The organism is Variovorax sp. Soil_C_33 (assembly GCF_057656935.1).
Genome location: NZ_JBDGJK010000004.1, coordinates 219,244 through 242,466, shown reverse-complemented (window position 1 = coordinate 242,466; position 23,223 = coordinate 219,244). Strand labels below are relative to the sequence as shown.

The following is a 23,223-nucleotide window of genomic DNA, read 5'->3' as shown; positions in this document are numbered from 1 at the left end:
GCACGGATGAAGCGGCTACGAGCGGATGGCCCAGAACGCGAGGTCGAGGCCAGGGAAGTCACCCGCGATATGCATCGCGACGCCGCCCGACTGCTCGAGCTGGCGCCAGAGATCGCTGTTGCGCGTGTCGAGCTCGAAGTAGTTGGCCCCCGAATGAAAGGGAATCTGCCGCGGCGCCACCGGCAGCGGCATCAGCGTGACGCCCGGCAGCGCGAGGTTGACCAGGTCGCGGATGCGCTCAACCGGCGCGATCTTCACCTGCGTGGGGAAGCGCGCGCGCAGCGCCTCGCTCGGCATCTGGGCGTTGACCGCCAGCACGAAGGTGGCGTTGCGCTGTAGCTCGATGTCGGGAATCACGGCCACGCGCACGCCGTGCTTGCGGTCGTGTAGTTCGATGCGGATGGCCGACTGCTCCAGCACCATCGAGAGGCTGCGCCGCAGGTCGTCCATCACCGGCTTGAAGCTCATCGCCAGGTCGTCATGCACGTAAGGCCCGAAGCGTGCGACGCGGCGCGAATCGCGAAAGCTCGCCAGGTCGCCGGCCAGCGCGAGCGCGTGTTCGTAGAAATGCTGCGGATGCAGCATCGCGCTCCTTACCAGGTGAGCGAACACGGCCTCGTTGCGGTTGACCGTCTGCAGCAACATGAAGTCCGCGATCTCGGCCACGCCGCCGGTGCCGCCCTGGCTCATGCGCCCGGCCAGTGCCTCGCCGCGCTGGCGCAAGAGGCCCAGCAGCTCGTCGAGCCAGGCGCGGATGACGGCATGGCCCGCCACGTCGAGCAGCGGCGGCAGCAGCACGCGGTCGAGCTGGATCTGGTTGTCGACGCGCCGTTCGAGCACGCGCGCGACGTTGAGCGTGGTCCACGCATCGGTCGCGTCGCCGGCGCGCATCAGGCGCGTGTGCAACTGGCCCAGCTGCAGCATCGCCGTGCGCTCGCCGGCAGTGTTGGAATCGGGCACCTCGGACTCCAGCACGCGATGGCGCACCAGGTCGTCGTAGGTCTCGGCATCGGCCTCGCGCGCGCCCGCGCGGCGCAGCGGCAGGGCCAGCACGACGGCCTCGTCGCGCATCGTGCCCGGGATGTCGATGGGCTCGGGCAGCGGGTCGACCGCCGGCATGTCGAACACGGTGCCGTCGCCGAACACGCCGACCGCGCGCACCAGGGCGAGCTTGCCCAGCGAAAGCGCGGCCTGATCGATCTCGAGCTCGGCAAAACCCCAGGCATAGGGCGTGGTGCTTCGCAACAGAAGATGCCGCGCATGATCGGCATGGCGCTCGCTTTGCTGCAGGTGCTGAGGCTGCAGCAGCATCCCCTCGCTCCAAACCACTTTAGTTCGCCAACTCATCCGCGCTCCGTCGACGGCGGGGCTCCGCCTGAATGGAAACATCTAGTTTCCGGCGCGAGGGAGCCCAGGCAAATCTGGCTAATGGCCTAGGCGGAGCACGCGGGATAGTGCTAAGGGGCTAGGCGCAATGCAGCACGCGCCCCTGCAGAAATGCGAATTGCCATTACGTCGGCGCGGGCGGATATTCGACGGCATGTCCGTCCCGCACGCCGCCGACGATCCAGGCTCCATGGGCGCGGTCGTGCGCGGGCTGCTGGGGATGCTGGCGCTGGGTCTCGTGCTCGCATTCGGGCTGGACGCCGCGCAGGCCCAGCCGGCCGACAAGCGCATCGCGCTCGTGATCGGCAACGCCCGCTATCCGAAGGTGCCGCTGGACAATCCGGAGAACGACGCGCGGCTGATCGCTGCCAACCTGCGCAAGCTGGGCTTCGACGTCAACGAGCAGCTCAATGTCAACGTGCTGCAGTTCAGGCGCGCGCTGCGCGAGTTCGCGCGCCGCGTGCAGGAGGACGATGCGATCGCGGTGCTGTACTACGCCGGCCACGGGGTGCAGATCGACGGCCGCAACTACCTGCTGCCGGTCGACATCAACCTGCGCGACCAGGAAGAAGTGAAGGACGAGTCGGTCGACATCGAGGAGCTGTTCTTGAGCCGCATCGAGAAGGCACGCTCGCACCCGCGCATCGTGATCCTCGACGCCTGCCGGGACAACCCGTTCGCCGGCAAGACGCGCAACATCCGCTCGGCCGGCGGGCTGGCGGAGATGGGCGCGCGCGGCACCTTGATCGCCTTTGCATCCGCGCCCGGCGCGCCGGCCGAGGACGGCCCGAGCGGCCGCAACAGCGTCTACACCAAGCACCTGGCCACGGAGATGATGGTGCCGGGCCTGGAGGTCGAGCAGATGTTCAAGAACGTGCGCGTCAAGGTGCTGCGCGACACGCGCGAGCGCCAGCTGCCGTGGGTCAACACCTCGCTGACCTCGAACTTCAGCTTCAATCCGGCACGGGATGCGCAGCCGGCAATCCGCGAGCAGCCGGCGCGCGAAGCAGCGCAAAAGCCGCCGGCGCGCGAGCCTGCGGGCCGGCGCTTCGAGCCGAACGAACTCGAGAAGCAGCTCGAGCGTGCGCAGCGCGAGCTCGATGCGCGCGCGACAGCGTCGCCACAGGCCCAGCCGCCTGCGCCGGCGCAGCCCGTCGCGCCACAGGTCGCACGGCCGTCCCCGCCACCTGCCCCTGCCCCGCAAGTCGCAGCGCTGTCGCCTCCCGCGAGCAGCACGCCGGCACCGCTTTCGCCCACGCGCAAGTTCCTGGACCGCGCCGAGATGGAGCAACTCCTCGTCGGCAAGACGCACACGCTCAAGGACATCGGTGCCGGCTACCTGATGCGCTGGGACATGCGAAGCAGCGGCCTCATCTACTACAACAGCCTGAGCATCGGCAACGCGAGCAGCAACGGCTCGGGCCGCTGGGAACTGAAGAGCGACGGCAGCCTCTGCGCCCGGTTCAACCCCGTGCCGCCGGGCCGGCTGACCGACGCGCGCAGGCCCGACGACGGCTGCTGGTATTTCTTCCGCGACGGCGAGAAGCTCATGCGCGCCAGCGCCACGGCGCCCGAGGCACAGCCGCAGGCGGAGATCGTGAGGATCCAGTGAGCTATTCGGCGCGAATGTCGTTCGCCTTGACCACCTCGCCCAGCAGCTTGTAGTAGTCGCGCGTGAGCTGCCCCAGTTGCTCGGGCGTGCCGCCGCCGGCTTCGTCGCCGCGGTCGGCGATGGTCTTCTGCACGTTCGGGTCCTTGAGGGCGCTGTTCATCGCCGCGTTGACCTTCTTCACGATGTCGGCATTCAGGCCGCCCGGCCCATACAGGCCGATGAAGGAGATGACCTGGAAGTCCTTGATGCCCTTCTCGGTTGCGGTGGGCACGTCGGGGAAGGCCGGCACGCGCTTGGCGCCGGTGGAAACCAGCGCCTTGAGCTGCCCGGACTTGAGGAAGGGCGCGACCACGGACGAGGCGTCGAACATGGCAGGGATGCGCCCGGCGATCAGGTCGGTCATCGCCGGGCTGCTGCCCTTGTACGGCACGTGGCTCATCTTGGGCTTGCCGATGCGCTCGCGGAACAGCTCCATCGCCGTCTGCACCAGGCTGCCCGGGCCGCCCGAGCCGTAGTCCACCGTCTTGCCCTCCTTGTCCTGGGCCTTGACCCAGGCGATGAATTCCTCGAGGTTCTTGACCGGCAGGCTGGCCGGCACGACCAGCATCAGCGACGAGGTCAGCAAGAGGCCGATGGGCGTGAGCTTGAGCGGATCCGCCACCGGCGTGTTGCGGTAGGTGTGCGGGTTGAGCACCATGTTGCTGCCGTTGCCCACCAGGAGCCTGTAGCCGTCGGGCGGCTGCTTCGAGACGAAGTCGGTGGCGATGTTGCCGTTGACGCCGGGCTTGTTGTCGATCACCACGCTCTGGCCCAGGCTGGCCTGCATGCCGGCGGTGAGGATGCGGCCCGCGAAGTCCGTCTGTCCTCCGGGTGGATAACCCACCACCAGCGTGATCGATTTGGTGGGCCACGCGCCCTGGGCGGCGGCGAATCCGGGCAGCATGCTCGCGCCGAGGCCTCCCAATGCGAGTTGCAGCGCGGTGCGCCGCGAAAGAGAGGCGTTCGACTCGATGGGCATCATGGTCTTCTCCAGACGTTGGCAGGTGTGAGCGGCACATCTTAGGAGCGTGCCGGGTGCCCCACAAGCCTCATCGGGCCGCGCCGGCGCCGGTCGAGAAATTGAAGCTCTTGACGAAGGACACGCCGTCGTTGGTGCCGGCGACCCTCACCGCGTAGTCCGTGTTCGGCAGGAGAGAAGCATCGGGAATGATCAGCGCCTGGTTGGCAGCCAGCACGGCATTGGGATCGTTGTCCCGGGTCATCGTCGGCCGTAGAACCACGGGGACGTTCCCCGACACCGTCTGGATCGTGGCCAAGGAGATCGCGAGCGTCTGCCCGCTTCGCACGGCCACCAGCAGGCCGGGGCCGATCGGGCTGGCCCGCAGGTCGCGGCCCGGCACGGGATTGGGGGTTTCGTTGGTGACCTCGAAGAAGATGCCGCTCGTTCCTTCGCACGGATAGGTGAGCACCTGGTCGCTGGCCGGCTCCTGGCGGCCGGCGTCGCGCGTGAAGCCGAGGTTGAACTGCTGCACGGTGCGCGGGCCGAAGGTGCCGCTGGTGCCGAGCTCGTCGCTGCCGCGAATCCCGATCCCCACATCGCGATAGCCTGCCAGCATGCCCGTCGCGTGGTAGGGCAACGCAAGCAGCGCGCGCACGGCGAACACGCCGGTGCCCGCGGTCGAACCGGAGTAGAAGAGGCCGGAGATCTCGTCGCCCACGCCGCCCAAGGGGTAGCCCGCTGCGGTGACGCGCTCTGCCGGGGTGGCGCCGGTGAAGCCGGTGGTGCCCGGCGTTTCGCTGTGACTCAGCTGGTTGTTCAGGATCTGCCAATCCGCATGCGCCGTGGCGGCGCGGTCGAGCTGCGCGTTCTGCGCCAGAAGACCGAATCCGCAACGCCCGCGTTCCGCGTTCAGCAGCACGAAGGCCTGGTGCGCCTCCGACGATGCGGCGTAGCTGTCCGGCGGGACGGAACTCACCAGCGTGGAAGGCTGCCCGCCGTCGGCAGGCGCGCTCGGCGGGGTCGACACCGTCGTCCCCGGCGGCAGCGCCGCCACGCCGCCGCCCCCGCCGCCTCCCCCTCCGCAGGCCGCGATCAAGGCGCAGAAGAGGGCCGCGAGCAGGTGGCGGCGGTAGGCAGATGGGGAAGAAGAAGGCGAATGCGTCATGGCGCCATGACGTCACGAAATGGCGATCGCTCCTGTCAGAGCGGGGCCATCGTTCACGTAGGCAGCTGAACCCGGGAGATCCCCGATCTAGGCAAGTCCCGGACAGACGCTGACGGCATCGCCGGCTAAGCTGAAACCGACGGCGCATTCCTGCCGTGGCCACTCAACCAAGGAGTCGACATGCCTCGCTATGTAGTCGAACGCACCTTTCCCGAAGGCCTGGAGATCCCGGTGACCGATGTCGGCGCGCGCGCCTGCGGCATGGTGATCACCAACAACGCCAAGAAAGGCGTGACCTGGGTCCACTCCTATGTGAGCAAGGACCATCGCAAGTCCTTCTGCGTCTACGACGGCCCGAACCCGGAGGCGATCCGCGAGGCGGCCGGCGACAACAGCCTGCCGGTGGACATCATCACGGAAGTGACCGTGCTCGATCCGTACTTCTATCGAGCCTGAGGCGCCGCGGCTCTTGCTTCAACTTCAAGCGTCGCGCGCAGCAGAAAGCAGCTTGGCGCCAAGCAGCACCATGATGCCGCCCGCCGCGCGGTCGATCCAGCGCTTGTAGCGCAGGTACGCCGAGCGCGGCGCGGCCGACGACAGCGCCAAGGCCACGGTGGCGTACCAGCCGGTCTCGATGCAGAAGATGACGACGGGCAGCGCGAGCGCCAGCGACAGCGGCACCTCGCGCGGCAGGAAGGCCGCGAAGATGCTGGCGTAGACGACGGCCGTCTTCGGGTTGCTGATCTGCGTGGCCAGGCCCAGCAGCAACGCACGCCGGCCGCGCTGCCTGCCGCCCGGCGCCTGCGCTCCAGCCACGTCCAGCGGCTGCTTCGCGCCGCGCCAGATGCGGGTGCCGAGATACACCAGGTAGAGCCCGCCGAGCAGCTTGATCGCGAGATAGAGCGCCGGCACCGCCAGAAAGGCCGCCTGCAACCCGACCAGCGCGGCAACCGCGAACGCAATACCGCCGAGCCCCATGCCCAGCGCCGCGGCCAGCCCGTCGCTGCGCGACGCGACCGCCGTGCGCGCGACCATGACGAAGCTCGGGCCGGGACTCATCGCGCCGACGATCATGGCGCCGGCGATGCCGAGCAGCGGAAAGGTGATGTCCATGGTTGTGCTTTTGCTCCAAAAGCGCGATGGTAGGTGCTTGTCTTCAGGCCCGCGGATCACAGGAGAAAGCCATGCTTCAGAAGTCACCGATGTACGCGTACATCCCGGCGCAAGACGTCGCCCGTGCGAGGCAGTTCTACGAGCGGAAGCTCGGTTTCAAGCCCACGGCGGAAGTGGACGGCGGCGTCATCTACGACTGCGCAGGAGGCACCAGCTGCTTCCTGTACCCCACGCCCAACGCCGGCACCTCGAAGGCCAGCCAGGCCTTCTGGCATGTCGAGGACATCGAGAGCGAGGTGGCCGACCTGAAGGCGCGCGGCGTCGTGTTCGAGGACTACGACATGCCGGGGAAGGACGAGAACGGCATCGTGAACCAGGGCGGGGCCAAGGCCGCGTGGTTCACGGATACGGAGGGGAACATCATGGCGGTGATACAGGGCGTTTGAGTTCGCCGATCACTCGCCCGCCGTTCATGGCGCGGAAGAAACCCGCGCAGGCGCCGGCTCGAACTGCTCGCGAATGTTCTTCGCGATCGTTGCGGCCAGTGCGTCGACCGCGTCTTCATAGCTCTGCGCAACTTCTTGCGGCTTGCCGACCAGTTCGTCGAAGCTCGCCCAGCGGTGGCGAGTGTCCGCGGGAACGCTCCAGGATGCGCTGCCTCTCGAATCGGCGCCGTAATAGATGGTCTCCCCATAGAGCGTGTCTGCATCCTGCGGACGAATCAGATAGGCGCTCAGGTTGACGCGCGGCACATAGTCCATCGAGAAGCGCGAGGAATACATGCCGACTTCGTTGAAGTAAATGTGCAGCACCGGGTCGGTGACCGGCAGGCCCGTGTAGTCGATGTTGTCAGGTGAGGATGCCGGCCGGCGAATACCCTCGATCACTTCTGCTTCGTAGCCCTGCGTACGCAGTTGCCTGACCAGCGCAGCCGTCATCCTCGGCCCCATGTCCTTACGCATTGCCTCCATACGATCGTTGAAATCCGAGCTCTTGATGCGGTCGGCGATCGACTGCCACAGCACGCCGATCGGGATGCCCTTGTTCTCAGTGTGCAGCTTGGCGATGGGCGTCACTGGGATCACCAGGATGCGCGTCATGGTGGGCGGCTGGACGGGCTCAACGGGCGCGACGGGGGATCGGGCGCAGCCTGCCAGCAGGCAGAGTGCAAGGAAGGAAGTGAAGAGAGATCGCATGTGAGTGGAGGCGGGGGAGCGGCGCATTCTGGAGTGCGCGCCTGTGGTCTTGGGCTGGGGCCGAAAACTTTCCAGGCTTTCGTGACTGAATGCGCGGCCATGCGATGAGCCTCAGTGACCGTCTTAAATCGTTCGTGCTAACGCGACACAAACGCTGCATCGACGTCGCTCCGCCGCTCCGTTGGTCGCGGTGGCGAGGTTGTTCGGCAGGAGCCCAGATGAGCTGAGTCCCTGCAGCGCCCCTGCCGTGACCATGGCGGTGGCGATGTTCTTGATGCTCTCGCTGCTGCCCAGTTCCTTGAAGACGGCGCCAAGATCGCCGTTGTTGTTGGCCAGCGAGATCGTCGCCTGGCTTGCCATGGATGTGATGCCTGCTTGCAGGGCCACTGTGGTGGCGGGATAGGCTGCTGCGCTTGCGCCCATCACGGCCGTCCCTGCGCCTGCCGTCGCTACGCCCACCACCACGCTCACGAGGATCGCAGCCACCGGCCCCATGCCGCTCTGGTGGTACGCCCACTTCTCGTGCTCTTCCTTCACGCGCTGCCACTCGACGCTGTTGGCAAACGCAGGGTCGCTCGTGAGTTGATTGACCCATGCCATGCCGGGCTGCTGGCCCAGGGTGGCGAGGCTGTCTCGCTCGCCGATCTGTGCCTTGATGCCGCCATCGGCCTTGATGTTCAAGGTCGCCACATTGAAGCGGTTGTAGTTGCTCGTCTCGTCCACGCGACCGCTGCCCGAGGCCGATACGAAGGCGGCGTCGCCCTCATTCTCCTTCTGGCTCATCGCGCTGGTGGTGCTCTGCGTGAGCAGGTTGAGCTTGCCGCCGGCCTGGATGCCCAGGCTCTCGGCGTTGGCCTCGATCGCGCCGAGCGTCATATCGCCGCCGCTTCTGAGCTGGATGTCCGTTGCATTGAGGGTGGTGCGCGCCAGCGTGGTCTCCTGGCTGTCGGCGTCCAGGCTGTAGTGGCTCATGCCGCTCTTGGTGGCGTGGCGGGTCTCGGCGCTGGCCTGGTTTTCGCCGGCGTACAGGGTCAGCTTGTCGCCGGCATCGAGGCTGAGCGTCTCGCCGGCACTCAGTGTCGCGGCTCTGGCCGTGAGGTCGCCCCCGGCCTGCAGGCTCACATTGCCGGCGCCGCTGACGATGCTGCCGGTCTCCTGGCTTTGCAGGCCCTCGCGCGCGTTCTTCTCGCTCCAGCGGATGTCCTCGCTGCGCCCGCTGGTCACGCTGTCGAGGTTCATGTCGCGCCCGGCCGAGAGGCTGGCGTCGCCGGCGCTTTTCACCTCGGCACCGGCGAGGGTGATGTCACGGCCGGCCACCGCCATCAGGCTGCCGCCGGGGTTGGTGACGTAGAGGCCCGCCACGCGGTCGAGCGTGACGGCGGCGAGGTCGGTGCCGCTCGCGGCATCCGAGTACGGCAGCATGCCGGTGCTGCTGCGCGAGTCGCGCGTGGTGGTCACGATGTTGATGTCGCGCCCGGCGATGGCCGTGAGGCTGTTGGCGGCATCGATGGTGCCGCCGATCACGTTGAGGTCGGTCTGGGCGATGACGGCCACGTTCTGGCCGGTGATGCGTCCGCCCAGGTTGTGGATGTTGTCTGCGGAGATGACCACCGCGGTGCGCCCGGCGATGGTGCCGCTCGCATTGGTGAGATCGCCCGCGAACTGCATGTTCACGCTGCTGCCCGACAGCAGCGCGCCGGAGCCGTCGATGTCGCCTTCCTTCACGCGCACGTAGAGCTGGGGTACCAGCACGCGCTGCGTGCCGCCGTCGGCGAGCGTCACCTCCTGCTCGACCAGCCAGACGATGTCGCTGGTGAGCTGCGCCATCTGCGCGGCGTTGAGGGCCACGCCGGGCTTCAAGCCGTACTGCTGGGCGAAGGTGACGCCGGCGTTCATGAGCGCCACGTACTGGTCCTCGTCGCTGCTGTAGCCATCCAGGTAGCGGTAGCCGGTGAGTTGAGCCACCTGCTCGCGGATGAGGCGTTGCTCGTAGAAGCCATCGCCAAGGCGTTTCTGGGTGGTGTTGGGGTTTAGCCCGAGGTTGTTGAGCAGGTAATCGCTGGACGGCCAGTTGCGGTAGTTCGCGAAGCGCGGGTCGGTCTCGATCAGGTAGCGGCTGGTCGATTCGGGGTGGGTGGCGAACAGGCTGGCGGTGGGCAGTGTGGCGTTGGGCGTGATGGTGCGTACGAACATAGGGACCGTGCGCGTGGTGACCGTGCTCGAAGCTTGCTTCTTGTTGAGGCGCGCATTCTGGCGGCCACGGTCGAGGCTTCAACCTGTGCGCAAGGAATCTCCGCGCTTTCGTGACCGAATGCGCAGCGGCGAGATTCCGCGAGAAAGCTCGCTTAAGTCGTTCGTGTTATGAGGCCGAGGCCGCGCTCAGAATCCGCCGCGCAGCATGGCCGCCTGTTCGGCGTAGCGGTTCTCGATGCTCGCAAGCCGCGCGCGGCGCGCCGCTTCGCTGACCCACCTGGCGCTCAGGGCCTGCTGCTTCGCGAGCCGGTAGTCGAGGGCGGCGGCGGGCAGCAGCGCCGCGTTGTCCGCCGCCTCGTAGCCGAGCGCCGCATGCAGGGACTTGAGCACTTCGCGTTCGGCATCGCCGCGCGGTCCCTTGGCTCGGCCGTAGTCCTCCAGGAAGGCCTGTAGCGTCTTCTGCAAGGCCACAGGATGTTCCCGCCGCACCACGAACAGGGCAGGCGGCGTGGGCTCGGACCGCCAGATGATCTGCAGCCGATCGGCCTCCGCCGGGAACTGCTGCTTGAATCGTCCGAAGTCGGTGGTGTTGTTGGTGGCCACGTCCGCGTCGCCATTGGCGACCGCGAGCGCGGTGCCCTGCTGCGTGTCGACGATCTCGCTCTCGAAGCGCGTTTCCATCGCGATGCCGCGAGGCAGGAAGAGCTCGAGCTGCGGCACCATGAAGCCCGACACCGAGCGGGTGTCGCCGCGCGCCAGCCGCCAGCGCTCCGGCCGCGCGAGCACGTCGGCCAGCGCAGGGCCGGTCTTGCGCGCCAGCAGCACGGCGCGATGCTCGGGCGCACCCTCGTGCCGGGAAACCTGCGCCAGCACGTTCATGCGTCGCTGCGTGACCGCGTCGAGCGCCAGCTTGCCCGGCAGCAGGGCCAGGTCGACCTCTTTGCGCTGGATGGCCCTGTCCAGCGATTCGTAGGACGTGAGGGACAGCATGCTCACTGGCCGTCCGATCGCGCGGCCGAGCTCGTCGAGCAGCGGCGTCCAGTGGGTGCGGGATTCAACCGCCCCGCCGACCGGCAGCACGCCGAAGCGAAACGGCGGCGCCGGCTCCGCCCGAACGCCCTGCGCAAGTACCGCACCCGGCGAGCCCAGCAGCGCGGCCAATGCGCAGCGCACCGCGGTGCGCAGCACGCCGCGTCTTGCGCCGCCCTCAGGGTGCGCCGTTGCGCAACACTGCCACCTGCTCGGCATAACTGCTCTCGATGCGCTGCAGCCGGGCCTGGCGCGCCGCCTCGTTGACCCATTGCGAGGTCAGGGCGCTCTGCCTGGCGAGCTGGTAAGCCAGCTTGGCGGCCGGCAGCAGCGAACTGTTGTCGGCCGCGACGAAGCCGGCGAGGTCGTGCAGCGACCTCAGCACGGCGCGCTCGGCGTCGCCGCGCGGCCCCTTGGCGCGCGCATAGTCGACCAGGAAGGCCTGCACCTTCTTCTGGAACTCCGCGCTGTACTCGCGCCGCACCACCAGTTGCGCGTGCGGGATCAGCTCCGACTCCCAGATCACCTGCAGCCGCTCGGCCTCGGCCGGGAACTGGAGCTTGAAGCGTTCGAAGTCGGCCGTGTTGTTGGTCGCCACGTCGGCCTCGCCGTTGGCCACGGCCAGCGCCGTCGCCTGGTGCGTGCCCACGACCTCGCTGGCGAAACGCGTTTCCATGGCGATGTGGTTCGGCAAAAAAAGCTGGAGCTGCGGCACGATGAAGCCCGACACCGAGCGGCTCTCGCCGCGCGCCAGGCGCCAGCGCTCGGGCTGGGCCAGCAGGTCCTTCAGCGTAGTGAGCCGCCCTGTCTTGCGCGTCAGCAGCAGCGCGCGGTAGCCGGGCAGGCCGTCGTGGCGCGTGACCTGGGCCACCACGCTCATGCGGCGCTGCGTGACGGCATCGAGCGCCATCTTGCCGGACAGGAAAGCCATGTCGACCTGGTCGCGCTGGATCGCCTGCTCGAGCGCCTCGTAGGAAGTGACCGAGAGCACGCTGACCGGCCGGCCGATGGCGCGGCTCAGGTCCCCGAGGAGCGGCTCCCAGTCGTTGCGCGATTCGAAGGCGCCGCCCAGCGGCAGGATGCCGAAGCGCAGCGGCGCCGTCTTGGCGGCGGCCGCGCCCGAGGTCTGGGCCGCGGCCGCGAGCGGCGCGCCCAGCAGCAACGCCAGCGCGCAGCGCCCCAGCAGGGCGGCGGCGCGCCGTGCCATCATCCGCAAACGCCCGGAATGCGGGGCGGGAGAAGCAAGGGGAACACCGGCGGCGCAACGGACAGGAAATTGCATCTTCTTCTGGAACGCGTTGGCTGGGGGCCTCGGGGCTGGTCAAAGCGGTTCTGTCGAGAACACAATTAGAAACCAACTTCGATCGGATTCGTGACGTTTTTCCCTAGACATGTACCTAAGTCGGTGGTTGACATTCACGTCGCCGCGCGTCTGATGCGCCCATGAACTGGCCCTTTCGCGCCCTCCGCCTGCTCGTGCGCCTGACGCTGGCGCAGCAGCTCGTGCTGCTGGCGCTCCTGCCTGCCATGGTGGCGACGCTGGGTGCGATCGCGGTGCTGACGCGCCAGCACCTCGCGAGCGTGACCGAGCTGATGCGCGCCAATGCGCAGACCGTGGCGCTGCAGGTGGCGACCGTGGCCCAGATCCAGCTGCAGCACATGGACCGCCGCGCCCTGCAGCGCACCGCGCAATCGGGCAGCTACCAGCCGCACGTGCAGCAGGTGCAGATCTGGTCGGAGGACGGCGAGATCCTGGCCAATTCGGAGACCGCCGACCGCGAGCGCAGCGAGGGCCTGCAGGTGGTGGCGCCGATCATCGGCGACGACGGCAAGCACACCGGCAAGGTGATGGTGGAGATCAGCCTCGACGCGGTTGAGCGCGCCAAGCAATCGGTCTGGATCAACGTGGTGCTGGTGCTGGCGGCCAGCCTGGTGGGCGTGGGGCTGGCCGGCTGGTGGGCGGCACGCCGTATCAGCGCGCCGATCCGCACGCTCGGCGAGGCGGTCGACCGGCTGGGCGCCGGCGAGGACGCGCAGGTGGCGGTCGCAGGCACGGCCGAGGTGCGGCGCCTGCAGCACGGCTTCAACGAGGCGGCGCGCGCGCTGTCGGAAAGCCGCGGCGAGCTGGAAAACCGCATCGCCCGCGCGACGGCCGAGCTGGCCAGCAAGAACCAGCAGCTCGAGGTGGCGAGCCAGGCCAAGACGCGGCTCCTGGCCGCCGCCAGCCACGACCTGCGCCAGCCGCTGCACGCGCTCACGCTGTTCTCCGACGGCCTGGCCAACGGCGAGACCGACCCGGTTCGCCTGCAGCGCATCGGCCACATCCGCGAATGCGTCGACTCGCTGGACCGGCTGTTCTCGGAGCTGCTCAACCTCTCGCAGCTCGATGCCGGCGTGCTGCAGCCGCAGTGGGCGGACTTCGCGCTCGACCGCCTGCTCGACGAGATCAGCCGCAACTTCCGGCCGGTGGCCGAGCAGCAGAACCTGCGGCTGGTGGTGCGCAAGACCGAGCTCTGGGTGCGCAGCGACTACGTGATGCTCTCGCGCATCCTGAACAACCTGGTGTCGAACTCGCTGCGCCACACCACCGAAGGCGGCGTGCTGATCGGCGCGCGCCGGCGCGGCCGCGGCATCCGCATCGACGTGGTGGACACCGGCATCGGCATCGCGGCGCATCACCAGTCGCGGGTCTTCGAGGAGTTCTACCAGGTCGAGTCGCACGGCCGGCAGGGCCGCGACGCGCGCGGCATGGGCCTGGGCCTGGCCACCGTGCAGCGGCTGGCGGCGCTGCTCAACACGCGCGTCGAGCTGAGCTCGCAGCCGCACAAGGGCACCTGCGTGCGCGTGCTGGTGCGCGCCGCCGAGCCCGCGGCGGCGGCGCCGGCGGCCCCGCCGGCCCCGCTCTACGGTGCCGGCAGCGAGGACGAGCCGAGCCTGCGCGGCGTGCGGGTGCTGGTGATCGACGACGAGCGCACCATCCTCGAGGGCCTGCAGGTGGTGCTCTCGAACTGGGGCGTCGAGGTGATGGCCGCGCAGACGCGCAACGAGGCGCTCGCGCTGGCCGACGAATGGGAGCGGCCGCCCGACCTGGTGGTGAGCGACCTGCTGCTGCAGGGCGGCGACAATGGCCTCGATGTGCTGGCCGCGCTGGAGCGCCATCCGCGCGGCATCGGCGAGGCCACCGCGCGCCTGCTGGTGACCGGCGAAACCAAGCCCGACCGGCTGCGCGAAGTGGCGAACTCGGGCGTCGCCGTGCTCTACAAGCCGGTGTCGCCGAAGCTGCTGCGGCAGGCCATCAACGCGCAGCTGGCGGCGGTGCGCCAGGCGGTGCTGTAAGAAGGCCGTTGGCAGGGATACGACGTCAGAGATAGGCCGACAGGCCGCGAGCCTGTGCGGTCCTGCACGGCAATCCACCGCCGTGCAGGCCGACATAAGCCCTCCGCCTTATCGCGCGAAGCAGGCCGCCTCCGTACATTGGGTCCATCACCCACTGCAGGTGCAGTTTCATGTTTGCGAATCGATTTCCAGCGCTCTTTCAGGGGCTGCTCACCCTCGCGGGCATGGCCTTCGCCGCCCTGCTCCTCGCCGGCGGCGCGCACGCGGCCGGACTCACGGTGCTGGTCGCCGACGAGCTGGCGGCCCACACGGAATTCGTGCGCCTGCTGCGCGAATCCCAGGAGGCCGGCAGCCGCTTCGACCTGGTTCGCCTGGGCGCGCCGGCGCCGGAGCTTGCGAGCGCCGTCGAAGACCGCGTGACGGCCGGCGTGCGCACCCGCGGCATGCGGCCGAGCGCCCCGGCGGACATGCCGGTCACGATGGCCGTCGGGCCGGTGGCGGCGCGCGCGGCGATCGAGCGGCCGGGCCAGGATCCGCTGGTGCTCGCGATGCTGAGCCGGCTCGACTACGAAAGCCTCAAGGCGAGCCCCGCACTGCGGCGCACCGATCGCCACGTCGGCGTGCTGCTGCGCGAGCCGTCGATGGCCGACCAGCTGACGCTCATCGATGCGGTGCTGCCGCACAAGCGCCGGCTCGGCGTGGTGGCGACGGCCGAATCGGAGCCGATCGTGCGCGAGCTGCAGCGCGCGGCCAAGGGCTGGGACCTGCAGGTCGAATACGCGCCCGACGCGGCCTCGCTGGCCTCGGTGCTGCGCGTGCTGGTGCCGCGCAGCGATGCGCTCATGGTGCTGCCCGACCTGATCGGCGACAGCCAGGCCGCCACGCTGTCGGTGCTGCGTGCGGGCGCCGGCGCCGGCCTGCCGGTGTTCGGCACCAGCGACGGCCTGGTCCGTTCGGGCGGGCTCGCCGCCGCGGTTTCGACGCCCGGGCAGCTCGCGCTGCAGGCGCGCGCGCTCGGGCAGAAGGTGGCCGCCGCGCCGGCCGGTGCCGGCGTGCTGGTCGAGGCGGCGACGCCGGCCACAGTGCGCGTCAACACCACCGTGGCGCGTGGTCTGGGCCTGCGCATTCCGGAAGAGCGGGAACTGACCGAGCGGGTGACCGCCATCCGATGACATCGCCCAGCCACGGTCTGGCCGTGCCCGCATCCACCGCACGACCGACGGACCCTCCGGCGACGGACGGCCGCACCCTCGTGGTCGGCGGCAGCCTGCAGCGCGACCTGTTCCGCCTCGGCGTGGTGCCCTGCGCGGCCGTGGCCATTGCGCTCACCGCCTGGTTCACCCACAGCCGCCTCGAGACGCTCGAAGCCGCCTTCAATGCCGAGGGCCAGGCCGTGGCGCGCCAGGTGGCCGCGATGTCCGACCTGAGCCTCTACGCCGGCGACCTGCCCGCGCTGCAGAACGTCGCCAACGCCGCCTTGCGCGGCGGCCAGGTGACGCGGGTGGAGATCAGCAACAGCGCCGGCGTCTACGTGACGGCCGGCCCCAAGACCGCGCCGCTGGCGCTGCTGCGCATGTTCACCGCGCCGGTCACGCTGCGCGAGGCTTCGCGCGCCAGCGCCTTCGCGCCCGAGGGCTCGACCGCCGCCGGCGAAACGCCCATCGGCCTGGTGCAGGCCTTCCGCGACACCACGGCCTATGCGCGCGAACGCACGCGTTCGCTGATGGCGGGCATCGGCATCGCGATGATCGCGCTGCTCGCGGCATGGGCCTGGGTCCGCCACACGGCGCGCGCCGTCGCGCAGCCGCTGCGGCGCATCTCGCGCACCGTGGCGGCGCTGGAGGCGGGCCGGTTCGACGCGCGCTGCGACGTCGTCGCGCGCCATGCAAGCGAACAGGAGGGCGAGACCGGCGCGCCGCGCGCGCGCCACGAGCTCGCCAGCCTGGCGCACGACATCAACCGCCTGGCCGAGCGCCTGCAGCGCAACCGCCAGCAGAGCGAGAAACAGGTGCGCGAGGCCACCGCTGTCGCGCTGCAGCGCATGGCCGAGGCCGAGCAGGCGGCCCTGTCGCGCGCCCGCTTCCTGGCCGCGGCCAGCCACGACCTGCGCCAGCCGCTGCATGCGATGGGCCTGTTCATCGACGGCCTGCTGCCGACGGCCACCGAAGCGCAGCGGCCGGCCGTGCTGCGCCTGCAGGAAGGCGCCGAGTTCATGGGCGTGCTGCTCGACGACCTGCTCGAGATCTCGCGCCTTGATGCGCAGGTGCTGACGCCGGCGATCACCGACGTCTCGCTGGCCATGCTGTTCGACCAGCTCGACGCCCAGCATGGGGCGCGCGCCGCCGCAGCGCGCGTGCGGCTGCTGTGGATGGACCGCGGCCTCGCGGTGCGCACCGATGCGGCGCTGCTGCTGCGCATCGTCGGCAACCTGGTCAGCAACGCGATCCACCACACCTCGCCCGACGGCACCGTGCTGGTGCTGGCGCGGCGCCGCGCCGGCAAGGTGCGCATCGAGGTGCGCGACAACGGCGTGGGCATCGCGCCGATCCACCAGGCGCGCATCTTCGAAGAGTTCTACCAGGTCGCGAACACCGAGCGCGACCGCCGCCAGGGCTTCGGCCTCGGGCTCGCGATCTGCGCGCGCATCGCTGCGCTGCTCGGCACGCGCATCGCCCTGCGCTCGGCGCTGCAGGCCGGCAGCAGCTTCGCGCTGGAACTGCCGCGCGCGAACCCGCGCGACGTGCTGCCGCCGGCGCTCGAGCCATTGGCCGCGTCGCCGCTGGCCGGGCTGCGCTGCCTGGTGGTGGACGACGACCCGGCCATCCTCGATGCCAGCCGCGCGCTGCTGCAGCAGTGGGACTGCCAAGTGGAATGCGTGGCCACCGGCAGCGAGGCGCTCGCCCGGCTCGCCGACGCGGGCACGCGCTTCGACGTGCTGCTGTGCGACCTGCAACTGGCCGGCGACGAGGACGGCATGGAAGTGATCGACGCGGCGCGCCGGCTGCAGCCCGATGCGCTGGCGGTGCTGGTCTCGGGCGCCACCGGGCCCGAGGTGCTGCAGCGGCTGCGCCAGGGCGGCGTGATGCTGCTCACCAAGCCGGTCGCGCCGGCGAAGCTCAGGGCGTTGTTGTCCACTCGCCGCAGCAACGCATGAGTTCAATAATGCAGCGATGCTCGACATCTCCGCCCTGAAAGACATCCGCCCCTTCATCGCGACGCCGAGCTACAACGGCGCGATGAGCTCGAGCTACGTGCGCAGCCTGCTCGGCCTGGTGAACCTGGCCTGGAGCCATGGCTTCGCGATGCAGACCCGCTTTCTCGACGGCGACAGCCTGATCCCGCGCGCACGCAACCGGCTGGTGGCCGAGTTCATGGCCGACGCGCGCTGGACGCACCTGTTCTGGATCGACGCCGACATCGGCTTCGAGGCCGAGGCCGCGCTACGGCTGCTGCTCGCCGGCCGCGATGTCGTGGCCGGCGTCTACCCGCTCAAGAGCGACGGCTGGCCGGCCGAAGGCCTGCACGCGCCGTTGCCCGCGGGAACCACGCGCGAGCAGTTCGAAGCTGTCCATGCGCGCTTTCCGGCCAACGCGCTGGATGGCGAGCGCGCGGTGGACGCGGACGGTTTCGTCGAGACGCTCGATGCGCCCACGGGCTTCATGCTGATCGCGCGCACGGTGTTCGAGCGGCTGGCCGCCGCCTGCCCCGAACTGCGCTACTCGCCCGATGCCGCCGCGGGCGATGTGGCCTCGCGCGCCTGGCCGCACTACCGCTTCTTCGACGTGATGGCCGAACCGGACAACGGCCGCTACCTGAGCGAGGACTACGCGTTCTGCCGCCGCTGGCAGTCGGTCGGCGGCAAGATCTTCATCGATGCGCGCTCGAGGCTCACGCACCAGGGGCTGCGCACCTACACCGGCGACTTCGGCCGGGCGCTGGCGGCGCGATGAGGCGCAAGATCAGCCATCACTGGTCTCGGGAAGCTTCGCGATCACCTTGATCTCGAACTGGAAGCCATAGAGCCACGTCACGCCGACGCCGGTCAGCGTCGGGTGCGGCGCCTTGCCCCAATACTCCGGCACCACCTTCCAGATGGTGTCGAAGCTCGATTCGGGATCGACGATGAAGACGGTCACGTCGACCACATCGTCGAACGTGCAGCCTGCGGCCGCCAGGATCGCGTTCAGGTTGTCGAACGCGAGCCGGACCTGCGCCTCCAGGTCGGGCTCGGGCGAGCCGTCCTCGCGGCTGCCGACCTGCCCTGAAACGAACAGGAAGCCGTTGGACCGGACCGCCGGCGAATAGCGATTCCTTTCATAGAGCGCCTGGCGCCCGGGCGGAAAAACGACGTCACGCTGAGTCATGGATTGCCTTCTTGAATGGGTCGAAGCCGACCCGGTTATCACGATGAAGGGACTTTAGGGACCCGTGCCTCCCAGATAAACGAGCAAGACCAACAATCACTATTTGCAGAATCCAAACAATCTTCCAAGCATCTGGAGCAGTGATGGACCGTTTTGACGCGATGCACGCATTCGCTCGCGTGGTGGAAACACGCAGCTTCACCAAGGCGGCCGAGACGCTTCACATGAACAAGACCAGCGTGACGCAATTGGTGCAGCAGCTGGAGGCACGGCTGCGCGTCAAGCTGCTCAACCGCACCACGCGCAAGGTCAACGTCACGGCCGACGGCGCGGCCTACTATGAGCGCGTGGTGCGCCTGCTGGCCGACATGGACGATGCCGAGACCAGCCTGTCCAGCGCCTCGGCGTCGCCCAGGGGCCGGCTGCGGGTGGACGTGCCCAGCCCGCTGGCTCGCATGATTCTGGTGCCGGCGCTGCCCGCATTCCACGCGCGCTACCCCGACATCCAGCTCGACATGGGCGTGAGCGATCGCATGGTGGACCTGATCGGCGAGAACGTGGACTGCGTCGTGCGCGGCGGCGAACTCACCGACCAGTCGCTGATGGCACGCCGCGTGGGCGACCTGCAGCTCAGGGTTTGCGCGGCGCCGAGCTACCTGGAACGCGCCGGCACGCCCTCGCACCCCCGGGAGCTGGAAAACACGCATCACCGCATCGTGGGCTTCCTGTGGTCGCGCAGCGGCAAGCCCTTTCCGTACGCCATGCACCGCGACGGCGAGAGCATCGAAGTGCAAGGCCGCTACGTGTTGGCCGTCGACGACGGCAATGCCTACCTCGCGGCCGGCTTGGCCGGCCTGGGCGTGCTCTGGCTGCCGGACTACATGTCCAAGGCGCACCTGGCACGCGGCGAGCTGGTGCCCCTGTTCGAGGGCTGGCGCTTGGATCCGATGCCGATGTACGTGGCGTTTCCGCCGAACCGGCATGTCAGCACCAAGCTGCGCGTGTTCATCGATTGGGTCGCTGAGCTGATGGCACAACACGCGCCTGTCACCGTCCGATGAGCGTCGACGGAAGGCTCAAAAATCAGCGCAGCCGTCGCGTCTTTCGGTATCGATGCAATTGGTCAGGTTCGGTCGCGAGCGCACCCGCGACCATTCGCGTGCCAGCACGTCGCCGCCCTGCGCGGCGCGGTCGCCGCCCAGCGGCGCGGTCGCGAGGCAGATCGGCGCCGGGCCGATGTTGCGGTCGTAGAGCCAGGTGCTCTGGTTCTCGCGCACCACGTCGGGCTTGATCAGTTCCACGAGTCCACCCACCGTCAGCAGCCCCGGCACCACGCTGACCGCGTAGCCCTCGGCCGAAGTAAAGCTGCCGTTGATCGCGTAGAGGCCCGGCAGGCTGAACGGCGTCGCCGGACTCGATGCGGCGCCGGCAAAGCCGGCGCCGGTGTCGCCCAGGATCAGGCCGGTGATGCTGTAGGTGAACAGCGGGTTCGGCACGCCGCCGGGGCGCGCGGCGTTGTGGATGAAGACGACGGCGCTCGGCTGCTGCGCGTAGATGAAGTGGTTGGCGCCCGCGGGCACCGACACCGTGCACAGGCCCAGGTAGGCGCAGTGGTAGAGGTTGGGCAGCAGGCCCGAGCCGGCGAGTCCGCCGCGCGTCTCGCCGGCCCAGGTGTCGGCCCAGACGCGCCAGGGCGCACCGGCGATGGTGAAGGCCCCGAGATTCTGGAAACGCGCTGCCGCCACCAGGTCGGTACCGCTGCCGCTCGCGACATGGGTGCCGAGCGAGAGGTCGCCGGAGAACGTGCGCACGAACACCGTGTCGGCCGCCATCGAGGTGGCGGAGACCGGCTGCGGCAGGTTGCTCGCGGCATCGAAGCCGGTCACCGTCACCGGCCCGAGGGTGACCGCGTCGGCATCCACGTAAGCGAAACTGCCCGCGGCGCCGCCGCCGACCGTGCCCACGTTGTTGAGCGGATCGCGCAGCTCCACGCTGCCGCCGGTCGAGCGCGCGAGCAGCGTGCCGGCCGTGATCGCCGCGGCGGCGGCCTGCGTGATGTTGCCGGCGCTGAGCAGCCCGAGCTGCGGCGTCGACACCGCCGCGCCGAGGTTGATATTGCCGCCCGCGCCGTTCTGCAGCGTGAGCGCCGAGGCCAGCGCGAGCGGGCCCACCACGTTGATGTCGGCCGCATGGGTGTTGCTGCCGGCCACGATGGTCGGCGTGTTGAGGAGCGCGAACTCGGCGGCCGAAACCGCGAAGCCGGTGGCCGCCGCGCCGCCGAGCGTGATCGGCACGTCCGGGCGGTCCAGCCCGTTGCCTGAAAGGTCCACGCCGCCCGGCCGCAGGTCGAGCGTATTGCCCGCACGCACCGTGCCGCCGATCGCGAGTGCATCGGTGCTGCCGTCGTTGACCGCGCGCAGCACGACGTTGCGGTTGCCGTCGATGCGGCCGGCCGGCGGCGCGGTCGGCGAGGCCTGGGGCGCGATGTTCACGCCCGCGGCACCGCCGTCGGACTGGCCCGTGACGATGATGTCGCCGCTGCCGGTGGTCTGCAACAGCGCACCGTCGCGCAGCAGCACGCCGTTGCCGGCCGTGTCGCCGTCCAGCCGGCGTCCCGTCACCGTGATGTTGCCGTCGACGGTGGTGATGGTTTCGCCGTTGATCACGACACCATGGCCCGGCGGCTCGGAGCTGTTGCTCGAGAAGCTGCCGATGCCCGTCACCGAGACGTTGCCGCCGGTGGTGATGATGGTGGTGCTGGCGTCGAAGCTTTCGAGCTGGACGCCGCTGCCCTCGCTGCGCGCGCCGAACATCGTCACGTTGCCGGTGGCGGTGATGATGGTGCTGTTCTGCATGAACACCGCGCCGTTGACGAAGCCGCCGCCCGTGCCCGTGTCGACGCCGGTGAGCTGCACCGATCCGCCGATGCCCGCATTGCTGCCGCCGGTGTACACCCCGGCGACAAGAGGAGCCACCCGCTTGTTGCCGGTGCGTGTGTCGATCAGCGCCGTGTTCAGGCAGATGGTGCAGCTGGCATCGACGCTTCTTCCCGACATCGCGACATTGCCGCCGTTGCTGTAGATGGCGCCATTGACGGTGACCGTGCCGCCGCCGAAGGGAGCGGAGGTGCCGTTGGCGTCGGCGTTGAGGATCACGTTCAGCGGATCGCCAACGGAGGCGATGACCGATGCGCCGTTGACGAGGATGTTGCGATGGGCGTCGAGCTGGAAGGTCAACGCCCCTTTGCTGCCGCTGTATTCGATCTGCACATCGTCCAATGTGATGGTGCCCTGGTCAGGCAAGCCGGCCGCGGGATTGCCGGTGGTGATGCGCACGCTGGTGCCGCCGTTGAGCGCTTCGTTGATGTCGCCATCCTGGATGGTCGAGGTGGCGACGGGGTCGAAAGGATTGCCTGTCAGGCTGCCGCTCTTGGTGCCGCTGACGATCGTGACATTGAAGGGGTCGATCAGCCATTGGCCGGCCGTTCCGTTCGGTGCCGAGGCATCGGTGCGCAGGCCGGCCAGGTCGATGCCGCCGTTGTTCTCGCCCGAGGGCATGGCGTAGCCGCCCGAGGTCTCGATGAAGCCGCCGTTGCCGCCGCTCAGGCCGCCCTTCGCGCTGATGGTGCCGTAGGCGCGCAGCGTGCGCTCGCCCAGGAGACGAACGTCGCCGCCGTTGCCCGCGGCCGTGGCATCGGCGCCGATGCGGCTGCCGGCGGCGACCGCGATGGCGCCGGTCTGCGGGTCGCCGCCGACCGCCGCGGCGTGCAGCCGGATGCGCCCGCCGCCGGCCGCGCCGCTCGCGTCGATGACCCCGTCGCCCGAGGGCGGAAGCGCCGCCAGTGCCGCGAACGCCAGCGGAGGCACGTAGGGCTGCAGCAGGATCGTGCGCCCGCTGACATCGACCGTGCCGCCCTGGAGACCGTTCTCGTTGCCCGCGACCGAGAGCAGGCCGCCATTGATGGTCACGCCGGCCGCCGAGCTGCCGCTGTCGAGCACGATCTCGCCGTTGCGCGAAGCCAGCGAATCGGCGCGCAGCACGCCGCGCGTGTTGACGACGCCTTGCGCGAGCTGGCTGGCCGCGGTGGTCATCAGCACCACCCGGCCGCCGTCGGCCTGCACCAGGCCGCTGTTCTCGACGTTGCCGAACAGGCCCGGCGAGACTTTGAAGGTGGTGAGGCCGTCGCCGGCGAAGTCCACCGTCACCGTGTCGGCCGACACCAGCGCGGCCGTGCCGCCCTGCGCAACCATGCTGCCGCTGTTGACGGCCGCCCCGCCGACCAGCGCCACGGTGCCGCCGTTCGCTGCCGTGATGCTGCCGCGGTTCTCGACTGTGCCGAGCGCTGTGCCGTCCTGCCTGAACACCACTCGCTCGCTGCCACCCATGAAGTCGGCGTCGCTGGTGCCCATCTTGAGCGTGGAGGCGACCAGGCCGCCGACATTCACGCTCGATCCATTCGCGAACAACACGCCGTTCGGATTGACCAGGAACACGCGTCCGTTGGCATTCAACGCGCCGGCGATGGTGGACAGCTCGTTGCCCGTCACGCGGTTGAGCAGCACGCTCGCGGCGCCCGGCTGCGCGATGTTGACCGCATGGCCCGGGCCGATGGAAAAGCCCTGCCAGTCGACGATGGCGCGCTGCGTGCCCTGCACGATGCCCAGCTGCGTGCCGCCGGCCGTCGGCGTGCCGACCGCGACGGCGCCGCCGCGCACCTGGAAGTTGTTCCAGGTCGGCAGTTGCGCAACGGCCGGGGCAGCGCCCATGCACGCCAGGGCCAGCGCCACGGGACGCATGCTGAAGCGCGCGGAGCTATGAATGTGTTTCAT

The 23,223-nt window shown here is 69.3% G+C and carries 18 protein-coding genes; 8 read left to right on the top strand and 10 right to left on the bottom strand.

Annotation, left to right across the window (positions count from 1 at the left end; all coding sequences use genetic code 11):
• Positions 1-15: 15 nt before the first annotated feature.
• Positions 16-1,347: a type VI secretion system baseplate subunit TssK gene (gene tssK, locus AC3A6B_RS08865; protein WP_487836347.1), complete on the bottom strand. Its 1,332-nt coding sequence runs from the start codon at positions 1,345-1,347 to the stop codon at positions 16-18.
• Between the two features lie 193 nt (positions 1,348-1,540).
• Between tssK and AC3A6B_RS08860 the strand changes: the two genes are divergently transcribed.
• Positions 1,541-2,998, top strand: coding sequence for a caspase family protein (locus AC3A6B_RS08860; RefSeq protein ID WP_487836346.1), 1,458 nt, complete (start codon positions 1,541-1,543; stop codon positions 2,996-2,998).
• Position 2,999: 1 nt separating this feature from the next.
• Here the strand turns inward: AC3A6B_RS08860 and AC3A6B_RS08855 are convergent, their stop codons facing one another.
• Both AC3A6B_RS08855 and AC3A6B_RS08850 read right to left on the bottom strand, forming a co-directional pair.
• Positions 3,000-4,019: a Bug family tripartite tricarboxylate transporter substrate binding protein gene (locus tag AC3A6B_RS08855; RefSeq protein WP_487836345.1), complete on the bottom strand. Its 1,020-nt coding sequence runs from the start codon at positions 4,017-4,019 to the stop codon at positions 3,000-3,002.
• Between the two features lie 67 nt (positions 4,020-4,086).
• The gene (locus AC3A6B_RS08850) at positions 4,087-5,163 is read right to left on the bottom strand and encodes a CAP domain-containing protein (RefSeq protein WP_487836344.1); all 1,077 of its coding nucleotides are present in this window, start codon (positions 5,161-5,163) and stop codon (positions 4,087-4,089) included.
• Positions 5,164-5,343: 180 nt separating this feature from the next.
• On the opposite strand from AC3A6B_RS08850, the gene AC3A6B_RS08845 reads away from it, so the two are divergent.
• A complete protein-coding gene (locus AC3A6B_RS08845) occupies positions 5,344-5,619 on the top strand; it encodes a DUF4242 domain-containing protein (protein ID WP_487836343.1) in 276 nt (91 codons plus the stop codon).
• A gap of 24 nt (positions 5,620-5,643) precedes the next feature.
• On the opposite strand, the gene AC3A6B_RS08840 is transcribed toward AC3A6B_RS08845, so the two are convergent.
• Entirely contained in the window at positions 5,644-6,276 is a 633-nt protein-coding gene (locus tag AC3A6B_RS08840; protein ID WP_487836342.1) for a LysE family translocator, read from the bottom strand.
• A gap of 71 nt (positions 6,277-6,347) precedes the next feature.
• Between AC3A6B_RS08840 and AC3A6B_RS08835 the strand changes: the two genes are divergently transcribed.
• Positions 6,348-6,722: a VOC family protein gene (locus tag AC3A6B_RS08835; protein WP_487836341.1), complete on the top strand. Its 375-nt coding sequence runs from the start codon at positions 6,348-6,350 to the stop codon at positions 6,720-6,722.
• Positions 6,723-6,746: 24 nt separating this feature from the next.
• On the opposite strand, the gene AC3A6B_RS08830 is transcribed toward AC3A6B_RS08835, so the two are convergent.
• The 4 genes from AC3A6B_RS08830 to phnD all read right to left on the bottom strand — a co-directional run bounded on the left by AC3A6B_RS08830 (position 6,747) and on the right by phnD (position 11,901).
• Complete coding sequence (locus AC3A6B_RS08830) at positions 6,747-7,376, bottom strand: hypothetical protein (RefSeq protein WP_487836340.1); 630 nt, start codon at positions 7,374-7,376, stop codon at positions 6,747-6,749.
• 219 nt (positions 7,377-7,595) lie between these two features.
• Positions 7,596-9,665 (bottom strand): hemagglutinin repeat-containing protein, encoded by a 2,070-nt coding sequence (locus AC3A6B_RS08825; RefSeq protein WP_487836339.1) that lies wholly within the window; start codon positions 9,663-9,665, stop codon positions 7,596-7,598.
• A 186-nt stretch (positions 9,666-9,851) separates the two neighbouring features.
• Positions 9,852-10,913, bottom strand: coding sequence for a phosphate/phosphite/phosphonate ABC transporter substrate-binding protein (locus tag AC3A6B_RS08820; RefSeq protein WP_487836338.1), 1,062 nt, complete (start codon positions 10,911-10,913; stop codon positions 9,852-9,854).
• Positions 10,873-11,901: a phosphate/phosphite/phosphonate ABC transporter substrate-binding protein gene (phnD, locus tag AC3A6B_RS08815; RefSeq protein ID WP_487836431.1), complete on the bottom strand. Its 1,029-nt coding sequence runs from the start codon at positions 11,899-11,901 to the stop codon at positions 10,873-10,875. Before phnD ends, AC3A6B_RS08820 begins: the two co-directional genes overlap by 41 nt.
• 236 nt (positions 11,902-12,137) lie before the next feature.
• Here phnD and AC3A6B_RS08810 point away from each other — a divergent pair, with 236 nt between their 5' ends.
• From AC3A6B_RS08810 to AC3A6B_RS08795, 4 genes are all read left to right on the top strand, one after another.
• The gene (locus AC3A6B_RS08810; protein WP_487836337.1) at positions 12,138-14,030 is read left to right on the top strand and encodes an ATP-binding response regulator; all 1,893 of its coding nucleotides are present in this window, start codon (positions 12,138-12,140) and stop codon (positions 14,028-14,030) included.
• Positions 14,031-14,200: 170 nt separating this feature from the next.
• Positions 14,201-15,202 carry an ABC transporter substrate binding protein gene (locus AC3A6B_RS08805; RefSeq protein WP_487836336.1) on the top strand — a complete coding sequence of 334 codons (1,002 nt, stop codon included), beginning with the start codon at positions 14,201-14,203 and terminating at the stop codon, positions 15,200-15,202.
• Positions 15,199-17,184, top strand: coding sequence for an ATP-binding response regulator (locus AC3A6B_RS08800; RefSeq protein ID WP_487836335.1), 1,986 nt, complete (start codon positions 15,199-15,201; stop codon positions 17,182-17,184). The genes AC3A6B_RS08805 and AC3A6B_RS08800 overlap by 4 nt, the downstream gene beginning before the upstream one ends.
• A gap of 16 nt (positions 17,185-17,200) precedes the next feature.
• Positions 17,201-17,980 carry a hypothetical protein gene (locus tag AC3A6B_RS08795; RefSeq protein ID WP_487836334.1) on the top strand — a complete coding sequence of 260 codons (780 nt, stop codon included), beginning with the start codon at positions 17,201-17,203 and terminating at the stop codon, positions 17,978-17,980.
• Positions 17,981-17,989: 9 nt separating this feature from the next.
• Here AC3A6B_RS08795 and AC3A6B_RS08790 read toward each other — a convergent pair whose 3' ends face one another.
• Positions 17,990-18,394: a RidA family protein gene (locus AC3A6B_RS08790; RefSeq protein ID WP_487836333.1), complete on the bottom strand. Its 405-nt coding sequence runs from the start codon at positions 18,392-18,394 to the stop codon at positions 17,990-17,992.
• Between the two features lie 143 nt (positions 18,395-18,537).
• Between AC3A6B_RS08790 and AC3A6B_RS08785 the strand changes: the two genes are divergently transcribed.
• Positions 18,538-19,455: a LysR family transcriptional regulator gene (locus AC3A6B_RS08785; RefSeq protein WP_487836332.1), complete on the top strand. Its 918-nt coding sequence runs from the start codon at positions 18,538-18,540 to the stop codon at positions 19,453-19,455.
• 15 nt (positions 19,456-19,470) lie between these two features.
• On the opposite strand, the gene AC3A6B_RS08780 is transcribed toward AC3A6B_RS08785, so the two are convergent.
• A complete protein-coding gene (locus AC3A6B_RS08780; RefSeq protein ID WP_487836331.1) occupies positions 19,471-23,223 on the bottom strand; it encodes a two-partner secretion domain-containing protein in 3,753 nt (1,250 codons plus the stop codon).